A 19,041-nucleotide genomic window follows, 5' to 3' on the forward strand; every position below is an offset into this window, starting at 1 on the left:
GCCGATGAGAGCGGCGGCGCCGACCCCTCGCCGGACCTGCGGGCCGCGTGAGCAATTCGACGGCTCCGGCGGGATCCGCGAAAGGTAAACTCGGCTGCGGGCCGTCCCTCGCTCACGCTTTGCGCCTAGTGTTGACGGCGACCCCGCAACGGATCGCATCCTCGCTTACGCTTCGGGCTTGTGTGGCGTTACCGCTGGAGTTTGGGATGGTGCAACACAAACCCGAAGCGTTAGCGAGGGAGCGCCGCTACGGCGGCATCGTCTCGCCGCTGGCGGCACAGCCGCCTGCACATTGGATCGATGCGTTCGTAACGGCGATCCCGCAACGGAGCGCGTCCTCGCTTACGCTTCGGGCTTGTGTGGCGTCGACGCTGGAGTTTGGGATGGTGCAACACAAACCCGAAGCGTTAGCGAGGGAGCGCCGCTACGGCGGCATCGTCTCGCCGCAGCCGGCAAAAGCCGAAGGCACATCGGATCAATGCGTTCGTGACGGCGATCGCGCAACGGAGCGCGTCCTCGCTTACGCTTCGGGCTTGTGTGGCGTTGGCGCTGGGATTTCGGGATGGCCAAACCGATTCGCCCGACGATTTGCCGCGTCAACAACCGGCCCACGATCCCAAATCGTTGCCGTCACGCAACACAAGGGGACATTGGCCCATCGCGCCCAGCGTTTCGGAGCCCGCCGCGCTAGCAAGGATGAGACACGTTGCCTTGCTTGCGATGCGGGCTCCAGACCAAAGGCTTTCGGTCATACCCCGAATCGTTCCAACGAAAGAAACCCAATCGGCAACTCCGTCTTCCCATGGATCGCCAAATCGGCCAATGCTTCGCCCAGTACGCCGGTGAACTTGAAGCCGTGCCCCGACAGCCCCGCGGCAAACACGATTCGCGGATCGGACGGATGCCGGTCTACGATGAAATGTTCATCCGCCGAAATCGTATACATGCAGACCGAATAGCGCAGCAGCGACCGCTCGACGGCGGGCAAGAAGGCAGCCAAAAAATCCTCGACACGCCGATTGTCGGCCGGATCAAAACCCCGGTCGACCGTCAGCGGATCGGCGACAGTTTGCCCGCCGGTGTGCTCGGCGACTTTCAATCCGCCCAATTCGGCTCCGGCGGCTTCCGCTTCGACTTGTGGCAGGCCATAAAAGATTCCCGCGGGAGTGTCGAACAGGAATGCCGGGCAGCGATGCGCGGCCTGATAAGGGGGCCCGGCCGGATACCAGTATTGCATCTTGCGGCGAACAACGAGCCCGAGCGGAATTCGCTCGATCAACCGCGCCGCCCACGCTCCGGCGGCGACGACCAATCCGCGGGCCCGGAATTTCGCGCCGTCGGTTTGCACCTCAAAGCAATCGCCGGCATCTCGCCAGCCGTGGACCGCGACACCGGTTTGCAACTCGGCGCCGGCCCGTTTCGCTTCTTCGACATGGGCGACGACGCAATCTTCGACATCCAAATAGCCCGCCTTCCGTTCGAACACACCGGCCCAGCCGCCGGGCACGCGAAATCCAGGAAACCGGCTTTCCAACTGGCCGGTAGAAAGTTCGTCGATCGCCAAACCATGCTGCCGCGCACTTCGGCGCACGCCGGCCAGCACTTCGCTTTCCGGCGGCCCGGCCTGGAGCAATCCGATTTCGTGCAGCAGCGGCCGGCCAACGCGCTGGCCCAGCAATTCCCATAACTCGTAAGCCCGAAACAAAAGCGGCACGTAATCGGGATGTTCGTAATAGGCCTGGCGAATGATTCGCGTCCGGCCATGCGAACTGCCGCGATCGTGCCCCGGCGCGAATCGATCGATTCCCAACACCCGAGCCCCGCGGCTCGCCAAATGATACAGCGCCGCGCTCCCCACCCCGCCGACGCCGATTACGATGAAGTCGAACAAGATTAGGGTGAGGGGATAGGGTGAGGGGTTAGGGAAGAAAGCAGCGGCGCCCGCAGCGCTAGCAAGGGAGAAGTGTTCGGCGTCGCGATCAATATGGCTGCTGCCGCGCCCAGGCCAAATCCGGCTGCGGCTCGCTTTCAACGTCGGCAAGTGCGATCGGATTTTGGACCCGGACGCGAAACTGATCCCGTCGCAAGTTGTCGATGCTCCAACACGCCAGAAGATCCACAACTTCGCAATGATCCGGGCCGATTGGATTCATTTCCCTGAGTTCTCCCTGAATCAGTTCAATATGCCGCTGGTTGGGCCCATCGAAGACGCCGGTGGCGACGATCTTCTCGTATTCGGCGAGAGACAGTTTTGCGGTGGTGGCCATGATCGTTTCCTGTTGCGCGGCGATTCGCCCCAGGTCATTATAGCTCTACGGGTATTTTCCCGCCGATCGTTTCTTCACCCCATGTTAGAATGACGTATCGCGTTTCTTGTCGCTTCGTATGCAATGGTGTGGAATGTTTCGAATGGCTCGTAGCGGTGCGAAAGGGGATGCGGGATTCGCGTGCAGCGTGCTGTGGATTGTCGGTGCGACGCTTACTGCCTGCTTTGCTTGCCGCCACGCGCAGGCGGTTGGGCCGGCGGCGGCGAACAACGCTTCGGCCGCCGCACCCCGGCAGATCGACGAATCGCGGATGCGTGCGGCCGGCATTCGCAAATTGTCGAGCCGGCGACTAACGCTGTTCACCGATCTGCCATCTGAAAAGTCGGTCGACGAGCTGCCGGACATTTTCGATCAAGCGTTCCCGCAGTGGTGCGATTATTTCCGCATCGATCCGCGGCAGCACGAAGATTGGCACATCACCGCCTATCTGATGAAAGACAAACTGCGGTTCGCGGCCGCGGGAGTGTTGCCGGATTATCTGCCGGCGTTTATCGAAGGCCGCGGCTACACGCGGCAAGATGAATGTTGGGTGTGGGAACAGTCGAGCCCCTATTATCGCCGGCACCTGCTGTTGCATGAGGGCACGCACGCGTTCATGTACACGCTGCTCGGCAACGTCGGGCCGCCATGGTATGCCGAGGGAATCGCCGAGCTCATGGGCACGCACCGCTGGGCCGACGGCCGATTGACGCTCAACTATTTTCCAAAACATCCGCAGGAAGTGCCCAAGCTGGGGCGAATCGAAATCGTGCAGACCGAATTTGCGGCCCGGCGGGCGGTGCGCCTGGCCGACATCCTGAATTATCCGCCCGGCTCGTTTCGCAACGACGAGCCGTATGCCTGGAGTTGGGCCGCCGCCGCATTTCTCGACAACCATCCGCGCTACCGCGAGCGTTTTCGCACGCTTGCGAAATTTGTCGGCGATCCCGATTTCAAACATCGGTTCGCCGAAACTTTTTCTCGCGACGGAACTCAACTCGCCGAAGAATGGCAAGTGTTCGCCTCCGACATCGCGTATGGCTACGATTTCAAGCGCACCGAGTTGGACTTTCGGCCCGGCACGGCGCTGCCGCCGCTCGGAGCAACGCTCGCCGTCGCGGGCGACCGCGGCTGGCAAAATAGCGGCGTGCGGCTCGAAGCGGGAAAGACGTATCAACTGCGGGCGACGGGCCAGTTCCAGGTCGGCAAGGATTCGCCGCTCGACAATTTGATCCCGCCGCGCCGCCAGCCGCGGCCATGGATCAGCGAGGCTGGCGGCGTGTCGATCCACTTCAACCACGGCCAGCCGCTCGGCATTCTGTTGGCCGCCATCCGCCCCGACGGCGCCGCGATCACCACCAGCCCGCTCGTGATGCCGGATGTCGTCGGCCTCGCCGCGACCGTCCGACCGACCCATTCGGGCACGCTCTACCTCCGCACGAACATTTCCGACGGCGATCTCGACAATGCCGCCGGCTTGCTGAGCGTTGCGGTCGCGCCGCGTTGACGATCCGATCGACCCAATCCGTGCGCCATCCATCGCCGCCGCCGGATGAAATCCGAGCCCGCCGCGCGAGCCCGGATTATTCAGAGTGCCGGAATTTCACAACACGCTGCGAAATAGTAGTCCGAAGCGTTAGCGAGGGGTAAGCCGCAGCGGCTCGCTCGCTTACGCTTCGGGCGAGTGTGGCGCGATGAATAATCCGCGCTAGAATGGGAATGTGTCGCAGTGCCTTTTCACTCCGATTGACGGCGGCCTAGCTAGTTTCGACAATAGCCGTTGCGCCGTGCGCGCCTCATCCCACCCGTTTCGGCAAACCCCCGCGCGAGATACCATGCCCCCGATGAATTTCGTCGAGACTCAAGATCCCCAGGTCTGGTCGGCGATCGACGAAGAAATCGATCGTCAGCAGGATGGCTTGGAGATGATCGCCAGCGAAAACTACACCAGCCCCGCCGTCATGCAGGCGGTCGGCAGCGTGCTGACAAACAAATACGCCGAAGGCTATCCCGGCCGGCGATACTACGGCGGCTGCGAGTATGTCGATATCGTCGAAAATCTGGCCCGCGACCGGGCCAAAAAAATCTTCGGCGCCGAGCATGCCAATGTGCAGCCCCATTCGGGCAGCCAAGCCAATATGGCCGTCTATCTCACCGCCTTGCAGCCGCACGACACGGTGCTCGGCCTCGACCTGGCCCATGGCGGGCATCTGACGCACGGCATGCGGTTGAATATCTCGGGAATTCTCTATCACTTCGTTAGCTACGGCGTCACCCGCGATACGCACCGCATCGATTTCGACCAGGTGGCGGCGCTGGCGCGCGAGCACAAGCCGAAAATGATCGTGGCCGGCGCGAGCGCCTATCCGCGCGAGATTCCGCATGGCAAGTTCGCCGAGATTGCCCGCGAAGTGGGGGCGAAGCTGTTCGTCGACATGGCCCATTATGCGGGCTTGGTAGCGGCCGGTTTGCACGACAATCCGGTCGGTGTGGCCGATTTCGTCAGCACCACCACGCACAAAACGCTCCGCGGCCCGCGCGGCGGCATGGTGCTCTGCAAGGCCGACTACGCGAAGGATCTCGACCGCAGCGTGTTCCCCGGCATCCAAGGAGGTCCGCTGATGCATGTCATCGCCGGGAAGGCGATTTGCTTCGGCGAAGCGCTCAAGCCGGAGTTTCGCGATTACATCGAGCAAGTCATCGAAAATGCCCGCACGCTGGCCGAATCCCTGGCCTCCGGCGGATTGCGGCTCATCAGCGGCGGCACCGACAATCATCTGATGCTCGTGGACGTGACGCCGTCGGGCATCGGCGGCAAGCAGGCCGAGGAAGCCCTCGGACTGTGTGGCATCACGGTCAACAAAAACATGATTCCCTACGACGAACGCAAGCCGATGGACCCCTCGGGCATTCGCATCGGCACCCCGGCACTGACCACCCGCGGCATGGGCCCCGACGAAATGCGATTGATCGGCGGCTGGATTTTGAAGGTGTTGCGGGCCCCGGCCGACACGGCGGTGCGCGAGCAAATTCGCGGTGAGATTTTCGATCTCTGCGAGCAACATCCGGTTCCGGAATCGCCGCTGGCGCAAACATGACGGGGAGGCTGAAGGCTATAGGCTACAGACTACAGGTAAAAAATCAGAGTATGGAGCGGCTGCGGCGATGGACGTTCTTCTAAGCGTCGTCGTCGGAGCCGTCATCACCGCTTCGACCGATTTCGTCCACGGCGATGAAGTCGTGACGCTGCTGAAAATCAAATCGCTGCCGAGGAAAAAGAATTAGAGCGGCCTCGCGTCCGCTCGATGTTCGCCGCTTATGTTCAACTGGTTTCGAGACCGCCGCCGGCGGAAGTTGTTGGCCGAGCGGTTCCCGCGAGAATGGCTCGATATCCTCGCTCGCAACGTTCCCTACTACGCGTATCTCCCCGCTGCGAAACAGAATCAACTTCGCGACGATCTGCGCATTTTCATCTCCGAGCGCCAGTGGGTGGGCTGCGCGGGCTTGCGGATTACCGACGAAATCCGCGTGACGATCGCCGCCCAGGCCTGCTTGATCGTGCTCGCGATTCCGCCGACCTATCACTACGATCGAATCAAGTCGCTGCTCGTCTATCCGGGGCCCTATCAACATCCCACGCCACGCTGGGCCAATGCGGCCGAGGGGGGCAAGATTCTCCTCGGCGAAGCGTGGCATCGTAGCCCGATTGTGCTGTCGTGGCAAAGCGTGTTGGAAGGAGTCGCCGATCCGCACGACGGCGACAATGTCGTGTTCCACGAATTTGCACACCATCTCGACGGATTGGACGGCGATGTCGATGGCACGCCGCCGCTCGAAAGCCGCGAGCAATATCAAGCGTGGGACGCGGTAACGTTTGCCGAATACAATCGGCTCGTGCGGGCCGCGCGCGATGGCGCGCCGCACTTCCTCTCCTATTATGGCGCGACGAATCAGGCCGAGTTTTTCGCCGTCGCCAGCGAGAGCTTTTTCGAGCGCGGGCCGGAAATGCGGCACGACTTGCCCGAGTTGTATGGCGTGCTGCGCGATTTCTACCGGCAGGACACGGCCAAATGGCCGGAGGGACCGCAGCGCCATGCGCATCCCAAGCATCATCGCTCGCACGGGATGTTCGACAACCATAAAGCCGACCCGACCGACAACGAAGAGACGCGATCGTTGCTGCGGATGATCCAATTGCAGCCGGGAAGCGCCGACGGGTATTTCAGCCTGGGCGTGTCCTATCTCAACGACCATCGCTACAAGGAGGCCGATGCCGCGCTTTCGGAAGCAGTCCGGCTCAATGCCAGCGACGAAGAAGTGCTGCTGCAGCGGGGAATTGTCCGTGTGCGCCTTGGCCAAGCCGCTGCCGCGATCGCCGATCTCGATGCCGCGCTCGATCTCGCGCCGGGCGACGAAGAAGCATATCGAGCGCGAGCCGAAGCGAAACTGCAACTGCGCGACTATCCGGGCGCGCTCGAGGACTGCGCCCGAGTGCTCCGCCGAGCGCGCCGCGATGCAACGGCGCTCTATCTGCGCGGCATGGCGCTAGCGAAAACCGGCGATTATTCCCGAGCCATTCGCAGCCTGACCTCGGCCATCGCGGCCGATCCGGGCCGGGCGGAATTCTACGCCGACCGCAGCCGGCTGTATGAAATAATCGGCTCTCGCGCCCGCGCCGAGCGCGACCGTGTCGAAGCCCTCCGCCGCGACCCAAGCCTCGCCGAGACGCTACGAAAGGGCGTCAAGGTCGGAGTCTGATCGCCGCAGAAGAACTTCGGAATTTGGAGTGCGGAGTGGAATTCGTATTGCCATGGCCCCGGCCGCCTGCGCGGCTCCGGCCTGGGCTGGCGGAATCGGCCTTTCAGGCCGAGACGTTTCACGTTGCCCTGGGTGAATATTGCGGGTGATGCGAAACGCATAGCGTGGGGCATGGCGCCCGTTCGGCAAGCCTAAAGGCTCGGCCGAAACATAACTTCTCCGCAGCCCCCTCTCCCCTTGCGGGAGAGGCAGGGTGAGGGGGTTCGAAAAACGGGAGGTATTTTTCGGCCGAGCCTTAGCCGTCGTGCAGAAAAAGGGGACAGGCGCCTCGCGGCAAAACGAAACGTGCGATAACACCGCCTGCTCGCTCGGAGCCAGTCTCCCTTTTTCTGCTATGCCAGAATATCGCGGACCACTTCGCCGGCGACATCGGTGAGCCGATAGTCGCGGCCGTTGTAGCGATAGAGAAGCCGCTTGTGGTCGATGCCCAAGAGATGCAGGATCGTGGCGTGCAGGTCGTTGATGCTGACTTTATCGACCGCCGCTTTGTGGCCGATTTCATCGGTCTGGCCGTGAAACGTGCCGCCGCGAACGCCGCCGCCGGCCATCCACGTGGTGAACGCATGCGGATTGTGATCGCGGCCGGGATTCGCCCCTTTTTGCGCCAACGGCAAGCGGCCGAACTCGCCCCCCCAAACCACGAGCGTCGAATCCAACAGCCCGCGGGCCTGAAGATCCTCGAGCAAGGCCGCGATCGGTTGATCGGTTTCGGCGGCGAAACCGCTGTGGTTGCCGCGGATATCGATATGCCCGTCCCAACTTCGCTGATTTTCTTCGCCGCCGCTATAAATCTGCACGAACCGCACGCCGCGTTCGACCATCCGCCGGGCGATCATGCATTGCCGGGCGAAATGGCCGCACTTCGGATTGTCGAGGCCATACATCTTTTGCGTGGCTGCTGTTTCACGGTTGAGATCGAGCGCTTCGGGCGCTGCCATTTGCATCCGATACGCGAGTTCGAACGAATCGATCCGCGCCGCCAGATCGCCTTCGCCCGCATGCTGCGCCAATTCGCGGCGATTCAGCCGGGCGATCAAATCGAGCTGTGCCCGTTGCTGCCGGTCGGACATCCATTTGCTGCGATCGAGGTTGTCGATCGGCGCGCCCTGATGCTTTAGCGCGGTGCCTTGAAACACGCCGGGAAGAAAACCGGCGCTCCAATTTTCCGAATAGCCCTTGGGCATGCCGCGGCCAAGCGTGTCGTACATCACGACGAACGACGGCAAATCTTGCGATTCGCTCCCCAGGCCGTAGGTGACCCACGAGCCGACGCACGGAAAACCAAGCCGCGCCATCCCCGTGTTCATCTTCAACAGGGCGGGAGCATGGTTGTTCGTGTCGGTCCAGCATGAATACAGAAACGCCATTTTGTCGACATGCTTCGCCATGTGCGGAAAAATGCTCGACACCCAAGCACCGCATTGGCCATGCTGCTTGAATTCGAACGGCGACCGCATGATCGGTCCGACCTGATCTTGGAAAAAACCGGTCGTCGGATCGAAATTCTTGAGCTTCTCGCCGTCGCGCTTGGCAAGCGCGGGTTTGTAGTCCCAAGTGTCGACATGGCTCGGACCGCCATTGATGAATAGCCAAATGACGGCTTTGGCTTTCCCGGGAAAATGGCCCGGCTTCGGCGCAAGCGGATTCATGGCCGTCGCAACGTGCAGGCCGCCGTCGCTCGGCAGATTGCCGGCCGTGCCGGCGAGCAACTGCTCCTGGCCCAGCATGGCCGCCAATGCCAATATGCCCGCGCCGCTGCCGGCGCGGCGAAGAAAATCGCGCCGGTTGGCGAAGGCGGGATGCAGCGGGCTGAAAACTTTTTGAAAGCCGTCCATGGGAGCAGGGTGGGGTTGGGGGGTGTAGGAAAAGCGCCGTGCCTTGTCTCAAAACACGAGCCCGAAGCGTAAGCGAGGATGCGCTCCGTTGCGGGTCGCCCTGGCCAACGCCCCGAGCCAATGGGCGTGCGGCTTTTGCCGCCACGTAGCAAGACGATGCCGCCGTTGCAGGCCTCCTTCGCTAACGCTTCGGGCTAATATGCCGACGGGGCGAGTTTTGCGACGGAGCCAAGCCACAAACGATCCTCAATCAACGTAGACGAATTCATTCAAACACATCAACGCCTGGCAAAGATCGGTCAGGGCGAGTTGCCGCGCATCCGACCCTTTCGACTCCTCGTACGACGCGATCTGCTGCTTGAGGAAGCCGAGCGAATCGGCGGCCTCGCCGTCGGTCGGATGGCGACCGAGTGCGACCATGTAGCCCGCCGCGATGGCCGATTCCAGCGACGCTTGCGGCGTCGGGGCAATCCGCGCGGCCATCGCCCGGGCGCACGCGCGCACTTGCTCGTTGTTCAACAGATACAGCGATTGCGGTGCGACGGTCGTCGTCGCCCGGCTGCCGATTCCGCCGAGCGCGTCGGGTCCGTCGAACACCGTCAGCATCGGGATCAACTTGCTCCGCTTCACGGTGAGATAGATGCTGCGCCGCCGGCTCTCGGGATCGAGCGTGCTATGGCCGAACATTGTCGCATCAAGCCGATTGCCCACCGCGAGCAGCGAATCGCGGATCACTTCGGCTTCGAGCCGCTGCGTCGGCCGGCGCCAAAAGGTGCGATCGTCGGGATCCGCCTTTGTATCCGCCGGGTTTGATGCCGAGCTTTGCATGTAGGCGGCGCTGGTGAGGATCATGCGGTGAATTGCCTTCGGATGCCAGCCGGCCGCGATGAATCGTGCCGCTAGCCAATCGAGCAGTTCCGGATGCGTCGGCCGATCGCCGCGGGCTCCGAAATCGCTCGGCGTGCCGACGATGCCGCGGCCCATGTGAAACTGCCACAACCGGTTCACCTCGACTCGGGCGAGCAAATCGCCGGCGCCGTATTTCGTATCGCTGATCCAATCAGCGATCGCTCGGCGGCGGTAGGAAGTGCGCCAGCCGGGCGGCGGCGCGATTTCCCAATGCCTTTCACGGTCGGGCGCGGTGTCGAGCACTTGCAAGACGCCGAGCGGAGCGACGCCCATTTTTTGGTTGCCATCGCCGCGGCGGAGAAAATACGTTTGATTGAAGAACAAATCGCCCTGTGTGCTCCCCGTGTTAAGCGGCGTCAGGCCTTCGCTGGCGAGAAACGTGCGCACGGTCTGCGGTTTCGGCGCTTTCGCCAAATGGTCGCGCACGGCACGGTCCAATTTCTGCCACTCTGGATCGGTCGTGCGATACCAAGCCAAAAGCGCAGCCGTTTGTTGCGGGCTGCGCTTCTCGGCCGGCAAAGCCAACGCCCCGACGACCGGCTCGGCAAACCACGGACCAAGCAATTCCTTGGGCGGCGGACCTTTCCGGATGGCGATCCGCAGCCGGCCGATATTGTGCTGCGTGTTGCCGTTGAATTGGAGCGTAAACGTCAATTCGGTTCCGCCCGGAAAGCCGAGCGGCTCCGTCGCTTCATAAACGGCCGCCTGATCCCGGCCAAACTGCGGATCGATGGCCCAGCCGGAATGCGGATCGGCGTCGATCGTCGCCCGAACCGGCAGGCCGGGCTGCTCGAACGTGGCCCGGGGATTGCAAAGCGCGACGGATTGCCGCGACGGATTGCCTGGATGCGCCGACGCGGCTCCCGTGGCGCTCTTGCCGGCATGCGATTTCGATTCTTCAGCCAACGGCAGGGCCGTGACGCGGAAATCGGTGAGATCGAAATTGCCATTCGATGCTCGGCCCGGGCCGCCGCGGACCAGCGAAGGATCGGCCAGCGCTTCGATGCGAATGCTGGTGATCCCCGTCAGGCTGGTGCGCGCGACGAACGTGTATGTGTCGAATTTTCCATTGGCGCCGGAGGCGAGCCACGAGCCGTCGTCGAGCCGGGTGAACGTTGCTTTCTCGCGGGAGCCAAGGCTTGCCGGTTCGAGCACGAGCCACGAACCATCGTCGGCGGCATGGCGCGCGTTCGAGCTTTTGTCCCACTCGGCGAACCGCGCGGGAAGCTTTTCCGCCTCGAATTTTCGCAGCGCCGCCACATAGCCCTCATGCTCGCGGTCGAAACGTTCTTTTTCACGCTTGTATTCGTCGGGATTCTCGACGACGTCGATTTCGCTGCGCACGGTCGTCGTGAACGCCGAGAGCATCTGGTAATAATCGCGCTGCAGGATCGGATCGTATTTATGGTCGTGGCAGCGGGCGCAACCGATCGTCAGGCCGAGCATCGCCGTTCCGGTGGTCGAGAGCATGTCGTCCAGTTCGTCGTAGCGATGGCGCTCGACTTCGCTTTTGGTGATCTGATCGGAATGAACGCCGGCGGCTAAAAAGCCCGTGGCCGCGAGGGCCTCTGGATTTTCCGGCTCGAATTCGTCACCAGCAAGTTGCCAGCGGACGAATGTGTCGAACGGCAAATCCTCGTTCAGCGCGCGGATCACGAAATCGCGATAGACATACGCGTTCGGCCGATCTTGATCGCGTTCGAAGCCGCCGCTTTCGGCAAACCGGGCCAGATCGAGCCAATGCCGACCCCAACGCTCGCCGAAATGCGGGCTGGCCAGCAGACGGTCGACGAGTTTTTCATACGCGTCGGGCGCCGGATCATTGACGAACGCGGCGATCTCTTCCGGCGTCGGTGGCAGGCCGACCAGATCGAAATACAGCCGGCGGATCAACTGCGGCTTGCTGGCCGGCGGGTTCGGCGCGACGCCGGTCGCCTCCATCTTCGCCAGGATGAAGCGATCGATGGGCGTGCGGCACCACGCGGAATTCTTGACCGGCGGCGGGTCGAAATGATGCAGCGGTTGAAACGACCAAAACTTCCGCGCGGCAGCCGGCAATTCCTTTTTCGTCCACGCTTGCTCGGCGACGGCCGCCTTCGCGGCCTGCTTGAGCGGAGCATCGTAGGGCGCGCCGAGATCGATCCACTCTGCAATGCTTGCGATCGCGGCTGCCGAAAGCTGCGGCGCGTCTTGCGGCATGTGCGGCTTCTTCGAGTGCCTGATCAATTTGTAAAGCAGGCTATTGTGCGACTTTCCGATTGTTACCACCGCGCCCGAATCGCCCCCTTTGAGCAAGCGATCCCGGTCGGTCATATCGAAATTGGCCTCGACGGAGTCGCCGCCGTGGCATTTGAAGCAATTCTGCAACAGCAACGGCCGCACATGCGTCTGAAAGAGCGCGAGCCCCTCGGCCATTTTCACGGCATGATCCGGAGCGACCGGCGTTTCGGCTCGAGCCGCGGGGGCGGCGAGGCCAGGAAACGACATTCCGGCGATTGCAGCGACTAGCGCTCCGAAACCGCGAACCCTGGATCGCGTGCTGAAGCCGGCCATCGCGCAGAACCTCGGCAGCTAAAGAAGGAAGGCCAATGCGGCAAGCCGAAGTGGGCGACCTCGGCAGCACGCACCGGTGCGGCGGGACCCCGATCTTGCGGGGCTACAACCGATTCTAGCCCCTCCGCGCAAGCAGGGTCAAGCGAACCGCGAAGTTTGCGTTGACGGCAAGACGCGCGCTACAATCGTGAAGCGATCTATCTCTAGTGCCGTTTGGTGGACTGGCCGCATGAGCCAACAGCCCAACACCGCTCAGCCTCTGAAGCCCCGACGACGCTGGTCGCGTCTCTCGTCGGATCGGTTCGTGGTCGGGCTGCTTCTTTGCGTTTGTCTGCTATGGTTGGCGGAGCGCCGCGAGTGGTTCGGCTTCAATCATCACAAGGGTTGGACGGTGCTTGCCGCCGTTGCGGTGGTTGGCGTTGCTGCACTCATTCTGTTGCTGTCGTGGATAGTTAGCTTGATCTCCGATTCGCGATTTCAATTCGGCATCCGCTCGCTCCTAGCGTTTTGTTTGGCCATCTCAATTGTCGCGAGTTGGCCGGCCGTCGAATGCCCGCTACCGACCCCAAATGCCGCTGGATCCAGTTCCCCCCAAATTTCGGCCCGATGATCTTCCCTTGCTCGAATACTCGCCTCGGTATCTCGTTCCCTTCCACCCCAAGCGGGTGCCGCACGCCTTTACCGATCTGCTGATCATCGGCGGCGGCTTGGCCGGACTGCGGGCCGCGATCGCGGCCGACCCGCGGCTGTCGGTCGTCGTCGTGAGCAAGGATCAGTTGCACAAATCCAATAGCGCCTATGCGCAGGGGGGCATTGCCAGCGTGTGGGATCCCGAAGACCGGTTCGAAGACCACATCGCCGACACGCTCATCGCCGGCGGAAAACTGTGCGATCGCGAAGTGGTCGAAATGGTGGTCCGCGAAGCGCCCGAGCGAATTCGCGAGCTCATCGAATGGGGCACGAATTTCGACAGCGAAGCCGGCGGACTGGCGCTCGGCCGCGAAGGAGGACACAGCCACGATCGGATCGTCCACGCTCTCGGCGATGCCACCGGCAAGGAAGTGATGCGAGCGGTGATCGAATGGACCCGCCAGCGAACGAATGTCGAAACCTGGCCGAACACCTTCACGCTCGATTTGCTCATGCACGACGGTGTTTGCCGCGGAGCGCTGGTCTGGAACCCCGTTCATGGCAAGACGCTCGTTTGGGCCAAGCAAACAATTCTCTGCACCGGCGGCGTCGGCCAGATCTACCGCGAAACGACCAATCCCGAGGTCGCCACCGGCGACGGCCTGGCGATCGCCTATCGCGCCGGCGCGGAGCTGCGCGACATGGAGTTTATCCAGTTCCATCCCACGGTGCTCTATATCGCCGGATCGAGCCGCAATCTGATCACCGAGGCGATCCGCGGCGCTGGGGCCTGGCTGGTCGATCGAAACGATTATCGCTTTATGCCCGGCTACGATCCGCGCGCCGAGTTGGCTCCGCGCGACATCGTCAGCCGTGCGATCGTGGCCCAGATGGAGAAGACCCGACATCCAAACGTGTACCTTGATTTGCGGCATCTCGAGGCGGCGAAGATGCGGGCTCGGTTTCCGGGCATCGCGGCCTTGTGCGGTGAGTTCGGACTCGATCTGGCAACGGATCGTATTCCGGTGCGTCCCGGCGCGCATTACATGATCGGCGGGCTGACGGTCGATTTGTTCGGCCGCACGACGCTGCCGGGCCTGTGGGCGGCCGGCGAAGTCACGTCGAGCGGCTTGCACGGCGCGAATCGACTCGCGTCGAACAGTTTGCTGGAAAGCATCGTCTACGGCGCTCATTCCGGCCGCGAGGCGAGCCGCTCGGCGCTCGAAATGACCGACGACTTCCGCGCCCTGCCGCTGGAAAACAACCGTGCCGACGACAACAGCGAGTCGCTCGACTTGTCCGACATTCGCAATTCGCTCAAGAGCCTGATGTGGCGTGCGGCCGGCGTTCACCGCGATGGCGAACAATTGGCCGAGGCCGCCAGCGACATCGACCATTGGTGCCGCTATGTGTTGGGGCGCCAGTTTCGCGAGCCGAGCGGATGGGAACTGCAGAACATGTTGGTTGTAGCTCGAATCATGATTGCCGCTGCGCTCGCGCGGCAGGAAACCCGCGGCGTGCATGTCCGCACCGATTTTCCCGCCACCGACGACGATCACTGGCAACGGCATCTCACGTTCCGCCATGCAGGCCGGACTCTCTAGCCCGACAGCCGCGCATTCGCCGTCCCCCTTACGGTCGGCACAATCGGCACATTCCACGCCCATCTCACGCGGCGCCGTTGGTCGTTCGTTGACATTCAGCACCGGTAACGTAGATAAACTACGACGGTCCTGGCCGTTGCGCAACAATTCACATCGCCCCACTTCAGCCTTGCTTGGAACCGCGCTTGCGGTTTCGCGCGTCGGCCCTGAGCAATATTTCCCATGCAAAAGCCGCTGCTGCTTCTGGTCGACGATGATCGCCACGTTCTGGAATCGATGGCCGATTGGCTCCGCGAACAGGGTTATCGGCTCGACGTGGCGTCCGACCGGGCGAGCGCCGTGGCGGCCGTCGACCGCAAGCCGTATGACCTCGTGCTCGCCGATATTCGCTTGCCCGATGGGGATGGCTTCGACATCCTCGCCCATTGCCGCGAGCATCATCCCGATACGACGGTGATTCTGCTCACCGGCTATGGCACGGTCGAAATTGCGGTGGAGGCGATTCGCGCGGGCGCGTTCGATTTCCTCACCAAACCGCTGATCGACGAAGAATTGCAAATGGCGATTCAGCGCGCACTCCATCAGCGCCAGGTGCTCGAAGAGAATCAACAACTAAAAGCCCAGCTCGATCTACGATTCGGGATGGAGAATATCGTCGGCCACGACCATCGCATGCGGCGCATCTTCGACATGGTCGACAGCATCGCCGACACGCGTGCGACCGTGCTGATCACCGGCGAAAGCGGCACCGGCAAATCGCTCGTGGCCCGGGCCATCCATCGCCGCAGCTCGCGGCGCAATAAAGCATTCGTCGAAATCGCCTGCGGCGCGCTGCCCGAAACACTGCTGGAAAGCGAACTGTTTGGCCACGTCGCCGGAGCGTTCACCGGCGCGACGACCGACAAGCTCGGCAAATTCATGCAAGCCGACGGCGGCACGATTTTCCTCGACGAAATCAGCACCGCCAGCCCCGGCATGCAAGTGAAACTGCTGCGGGTGTTGCAAGAGCTCGAATTCGAGCAGGTCGGCGGCACGAAAACATTCCGCGTCGATTCCCGCGTGATCCTGGCCACGAACGAAAATCTGGCCGACGCGGTTTCGGCCGGTCGCTTCCGGCAGGATTTGTACTACCGTGTGAATGTCATCAATATCGAATTGCCGCCGCTGCGCGAACGGATTTCCGATATTCCGCTGTTGGCACGGCATTTCTTGGAACAGGTGTGCGAGGAGTCGGGCCGCAAAGTGACCGGCTTCAGCGACGAAGCGATCGCGACGTTGCAGCGTCATCGCTGGCCGGGCAATGTCCGCGAACTGCAAAATGTCGTCGAGCGAGCGGTGCTGTTGGGCAAAGGAAGTTGCGTGGTGCCCGACGATTTCCCGCCGACGCTTTCGGTGGCGGTTCCGCCGATGTTCGCGTCGTCGAGCGCCGCCGGATCGCTGAAGCAAGCCCTCGCGAACCCCGAGCGGCAAATCATTCTCGACATGCTTGACCGCCACCACTGGAACCGCCACGCCACCGCCGAGGCCCTCGGCATCAACCGCACGACTCTGTACAAGAAGATGAAACGGCTGGGGCTGGAAGGCTCGAACGCCCCGCGTGAGAATCCGGCCGTCGCGGGCTAGCGGCTCTGGGGGCTAAGCATGGCGTCCCCGGAACGGATGGTCATCTAGTTTGCCGCCGTGCCGCTTTGCTCCGCGCGCTTGGTTCTACGGGCGAATCGCCCTGCCGCCGAGCCAGACGGGAAATGTCCCAGACCGTCATCGTGCCTGGCTCGCCGCACGTCGCCAGACACCTGCCGTCCTCCGATCCCTCTAATTCGCCCCCAGCCCAGACGCAATCTCCTCTCGCGTCTTCTCCGTCTAGTCCTCACGCTCCGCGTGAGGAACCACCCCGGAGAAAATGGTAAAACACGCAGGACAAAAGAATGATGCGAACGGCCGCGCGTCGAGTACAATTGGCCGGGGCGTAATCGGCAATGTTCGTGGCGCGAAGGGCGCCGGCCGCGTGTGAGGATTTCGGCCAAGTTCGTAACAGATATTAGCGAGGGAGCATCGCGATGACGAATCGGAACAAAGCGTTGAGGCTGCATTGTGGCCTTGCCACGGCTGCCGCCATCGGCTCGCTATGGCTTGGAATTGCTTCGCCAATCGCGGCACAGGAGGCGGCGGTCGCCGAACCCGCCGGCCTTGTGAAGCGGATCAAGGTGCAGCCCGACAGGGCGCCCGACTGCTCGAGCCTGAAATCGATTGTCGACACCGTGACACGCGGCTGCCCGACGAATGACGCCAAGGCAATCGCCATTTACAACTTCATGCTGATGACGCACTATCACTGTCCCTACGCGGTCGAAGAGGGTGGCATCCCGGCCCTCAAGGAGATCAACGTCTATGGTTGGGGAATCTGCGGCGGCACGCACGCGGTTCAATCGGCGCTATGGCGTGAATTGGGCTGGAATTGGCGGTTCATCGGTTGGCCCGGCCACACTACCGTTGAGGCCGAATACGATGGCCGCTGGCACTATCTCGACGACTTCCTGAAAATCTACGTCTGGATGCCCGACGGCCACGGGGGCCGAACCATTGCCGGCGAATACGATCTGAAGGCGAATCCCAAGGCGCTGCTCCAAGACGGCCTGGTGCTCGATCGCGAGCGAAACGTTTACTACGCGAAAAGCGATCAGTTCGCAGTCGTGGGCGGCAAAGTGAACTGGCAGGCGCACGATTTCCTTGCTTGCGGCGACACGCTGACCGAGCTGCCATCGCTCAATCGCGCCGGACCGGCCGAGTCGTGGGGCGGCTACAACCAGGCCACGGGCAATTACTCCACCGACGTGAATCTCGTGCCCGGCATGTCGCTCACCAACACCTGGGACGCGCAGCCGGGCGCCTGGTATTGGAAGGATTCGAACAAGGCCCCTGCGCATTCGTGCGGCGCCTACAAAGACACGCGCAACGATCCCGGCTACGGACTCGTGCTCGAGCCCTACATCGACGCCAAGCCGGCTCGAAGCTACGGTAACGGCGTGATCGCATTCGTGCCGGATTTTTCGCACGAATCCGTGTTGGGTTCGTTCGCAAGCGCCAAGAATGTGAAGTATGCCGGCGGCGCGCTAGTGCCGGCCGATGGGAGCCAGCCTGCGTTGGTTGTGGTGAAGTTGTCGTCCCCGTACGTCATCACCAAAGCGAGCGGCGAGGCCGCCGGAGCGGCAAAGGTCGAGGCATCGACCGACAACGGCAAAATCTTCAAAACCATCGATCTGAGAAATTTTGACGCGGCGGTGAAAGGAAAGCTCGCGGCCCTCGTTCGCATCACGTTCACCGAGCCGCTAAAATCGTTGAAACTCAACTGTGTCGTGCAAAACAACCCGGGCGCGCTTCCCTATTTGTCGCCGGGGATAAATCCGATCACCGTTTCGGTGGCCGATCCCAAATCGCTCGGCTCCAACAAATTGGTTGTCACCTACGCCTTCCGCCTTGGCTCGCGCGCCAAATCGTTCGAGCAATTGCTCGACGAGGGAAAAGAAATCGCCAAGCAGCACGACGCCAAATGGTCGCGCGAAGTGACCGTCGTGCGGAAGATCTTCGCGGCAAGCGATTTGCCGGCTACGTTCAGAATCGATTGCCCGACGCCGAAAGGTCGCTACCCGGTCTACCCTCGCATGGAATTCATGCGGCGGGAGATCATCGGGCCGTCGTCGCAGCCGCTGCCGTTGCCCGACGGCGCCGTGGAACCGAAGTTTTCCGCCAACGATGAGCTTGCCACGCTGCCGATGCCGCTATTGATCGGCACGGCGCCTCCGCCGGTCGCAAAGCAGCGCCCGACAAAGACGATTCGGATTCCGCTGGCCTTCGTCGAATTCGTCGATGACAAGGGAAATGTAAGCGACCGCGGCATTCTCCGCTGGCCAAAGAACAACGGCGAAATCGGCAAAGTCGCGGCCGGTGCGATGATTCTCGACGGCGACCTCAAGAACTCGCTTCCCGAGAAGAAAAACATCGTCGCGGCTCGGCTCCGCGTGCCGGTCAGCCAATCGCACGACCAAGCGCAAACGCAGCTTGGCGCGGTGTTGCTGCGGAGCGCGGTCGAAAAAGGCCGGGGCATCGAAGTTCGCTCGCTCGATGAAATCAGCGGCGCCGTCGTGCTGCCGCGGCAACCGGCCGACAACCCGGAATACAAGCCGGCCAAAGTGTTCGCGATCGACGTGACTCGGCCGCTGCGCCGCATCGCGGGGGGCGAAGCGAAATTCCATGGCTTCGCGTTGCGCGTCGTGCCCAACCGCGGCATCGACGACGGTTGGACCGTGCGTTGCACGATCGCCACATCCGAAGCACCCGAATTGGAAATCGATGTCGCCCAGGATTGACGAAGGCCAGCGTCCCCTGCCA

General features: G+C 62.3%; 10 protein-coding genes. 6 read left to right on the top strand and 4 right to left on the bottom strand.

The features are described from left to right. Positions 1 to 748: 748 nt before the first annotated feature. Together solA and VHX65_11805 are read right to left on the bottom strand one after the other, a co-directional pair. Entirely contained in the window at positions 749 to 1,891 is a 1,143-nt protein-coding gene (gene solA / locus VHX65_11800) for an N-methyl-L-tryptophan oxidase (GenBank protein HEX3999226.1), read from the bottom strand. Between the two features lie 88 nt (positions 1,892 to 1,979). Beyond that, complete coding sequence (locus VHX65_11805) at positions 1,980 to 2,267, bottom strand: Uma2 family endonuclease (GenBank protein HEX3999227.1); 288 nt, start codon at positions 2,265 to 2,267, stop codon at positions 1,980 to 1,982. Between the two features lie 142 nt (positions 2,268 to 2,409). Between VHX65_11805 and VHX65_11810 the strand changes: the two genes are divergently transcribed. From VHX65_11810 to VHX65_11820, 3 genes are all read left to right on the top strand, one after another. Continuing rightward, on the top strand, positions 2,410 to 3,813 hold the full coding sequence (locus VHX65_11810) for a hypothetical protein (GenBank protein HEX3999228.1): 1,404 nt from the start codon (positions 2,410 to 2,412) through the stop codon (positions 3,811 to 3,813). Positions 3,814 to 4,141: 328 nt separating this feature from the next. Continuing rightward, positions 4,142 to 5,404: a serine hydroxymethyltransferase gene (gene glyA, locus VHX65_11815; protein ID HEX3999229.1), complete on the top strand. Its 1,263-nt coding sequence runs from the start codon at positions 4,142 to 4,144 to the stop codon at positions 5,402 to 5,404. Between the two features lie 220 nt (positions 5,405 to 5,624). Beyond that, the gene (locus VHX65_11820; protein HEX3999230.1) at positions 5,625 to 7,064 is read left to right on the top strand and encodes a zinc-dependent peptidase; all 1,440 of its coding nucleotides are present in this window, start codon (positions 5,625 to 5,627) and stop codon (positions 7,062 to 7,064) included. A 392-nt stretch (positions 7,065 to 7,456) separates the two neighbouring features. Here VHX65_11820 and VHX65_11825 read toward each other — a convergent pair whose 3' ends face one another. Together VHX65_11825 and VHX65_11830 are read right to left on the bottom strand one after the other, a co-directional pair. Further along, a complete protein-coding gene (locus VHX65_11825) occupies positions 7,457 to 8,959 on the bottom strand; it encodes a DUF1501 domain-containing protein (protein ID HEX3999231.1) in 1,503 nt (500 codons plus the stop codon). 246 nt (positions 8,960 to 9,205) lie between these two features. Continuing rightward, the gene (locus VHX65_11830; protein ID HEX3999232.1) at positions 9,206 to 12,355 is read right to left on the bottom strand and encodes a PSD1 and planctomycete cytochrome C domain-containing protein; all 3,150 of its coding nucleotides are present in this window, start codon (positions 12,353 to 12,355) and stop codon (positions 9,206 to 9,208) included. Between the two features lie 635 nt (positions 12,356 to 12,990). On the opposite strand from VHX65_11830, the gene nadB reads away from it, so the two are divergent. The 3 genes from nadB (at position 12,991) to VHX65_11845 (ending at position 19,019) form a co-directional block, all read left to right on the top strand. After that, the gene (nadB, locus tag VHX65_11835; GenBank protein ID HEX3999233.1) at positions 12,991 to 14,655 is read left to right on the top strand and encodes an L-aspartate oxidase; all 1,665 of its coding nucleotides are present in this window, start codon (positions 12,991 to 12,993) and stop codon (positions 14,653 to 14,655) included. Between the two features lie 222 nt (positions 14,656 to 14,877). Next, positions 14,878 to 16,278, top strand: coding sequence for a sigma-54 dependent transcriptional regulator (locus VHX65_11840; GenBank protein ID HEX3999234.1), 1,401 nt, complete (start codon positions 14,878 to 14,880; stop codon positions 16,276 to 16,278). A 434-nt stretch (positions 16,279 to 16,712) separates the two neighbouring features. Next, positions 16,713 to 19,019 (top strand): hypothetical protein, encoded by a 2,307-nt coding sequence (locus tag VHX65_11845; protein ID HEX3999235.1) that lies wholly within the window; start codon positions 16,713 to 16,715, stop codon positions 19,017 to 19,019. Positions 19,020 to 19,041 lie beyond the last annotated feature (22 nt).

Source organism: Pirellulales bacterium (genome assembly GCA_036267355.1).
In the GTDB taxonomy this organism is placed as follows: Bacteria; Planctomycetota; Planctomycetia; order Pirellulales; family DATAWG01; genus DATAWG01.

Coding starts and splice junctions, on each gene's coding strand:
- VHX65_11840 (HEX3999234.1), top strand. CDS start 14,878: ATGCAAAAGCCGCTGCTGCTTCTGGTCGACGATGATCGCCACGTTCTG.
- VHX65_11830 (HEX3999232.1), bottom strand. CDS start 12,355: ATGTCGTTTCCTGGCCTCGCCGCCCCCGCGGCTCGAGCCGAAACGCCG.
- glyA (HEX3999229.1), top strand. CDS start 4,142: ATGCCCCCGATGAATTTCGTCGAGACTCAAGATCCCCAGGTCTGGTCG.
- VHX65_11825 (HEX3999231.1), bottom strand. CDS start 8,959: ATGGACGGCTTTCAAAAAGTTTTCAGCCCGCTGCATCCCGCCTTCGCC.
- VHX65_11845 (HEX3999235.1), top strand. CDS start 16,713: ATGACGAATCGGAACAAAGCGTTGAGGCTGCATTGTGGCCTTGCCACG.
- VHX65_11810 (HEX3999228.1), top strand. CDS start 2,410: ATGGCTCGTAGCGGTGCGAAAGGGGATGCGGGATTCGCGTGCAGCGTG.
- VHX65_11805 (HEX3999227.1), bottom strand. CDS start 2,267: ATGGCCACCACCGCAAAACTGTCTCTCGCCGAATACGAGAAGATCGTC.
- VHX65_11820 (HEX3999230.1), top strand. CDS start 5,625: ATGTTCAACTGGTTTCGAGACCGCCGCCGGCGGAAGTTGTTGGCCGAG.
- nadB (HEX3999233.1), top strand. CDS start 12,991: ATGCCGCTGGATCCAGTTCCCCCCAAATTTCGGCCCGATGATCTTCCC.